The sequence below is a fragment of the Pseudomonas baetica genome (genome assembly GCF_019733355.1).
GTDB lineage: Bacteria > Pseudomonadota > Gammaproteobacteria > Pseudomonadales > Pseudomonadaceae > Aquipseudomonas > Aquipseudomonas baetica_A.
Map to the genome: position 1 here is coordinate 1 of NZ_JAIHLQ010000215.1, position 202 is coordinate 202.

1 protein-coding gene is annotated in these 202 nt (G+C 53.5%); it reads right to left on the reverse strand.

Annotated features, from left to right (window positions below; all coding sequences use genetic code 11):
- A partial coding sequence (gene tssD, locus K5E40_RS34800; protein WP_221734470.1) for a type VI secretion system tube protein TssD occupies nt 1-202 on the reverse strand: 202 nt, incomplete at both ends.

Genomic DNA, 202 nt, shown 5'->3' on the forward strand with positions numbered 1-202 from the left:
TCCTGGCAGTTGTGCATTTTGTTGTTGATGGCGACGATGATCGCGTCTTCCAGTTTGGTGGTGTAGTAGTGCTCTTGGGTACCTTGAGCCGAAGTACGGAACCACTGGATAACGATTTCGCTCATGCGCTCGCCGGAGGTCAGAGCAGCTTGCAGCAGAGGCGAAGCCTTGTCGTAGACCTTGGTGATCACAACTGGCTTGT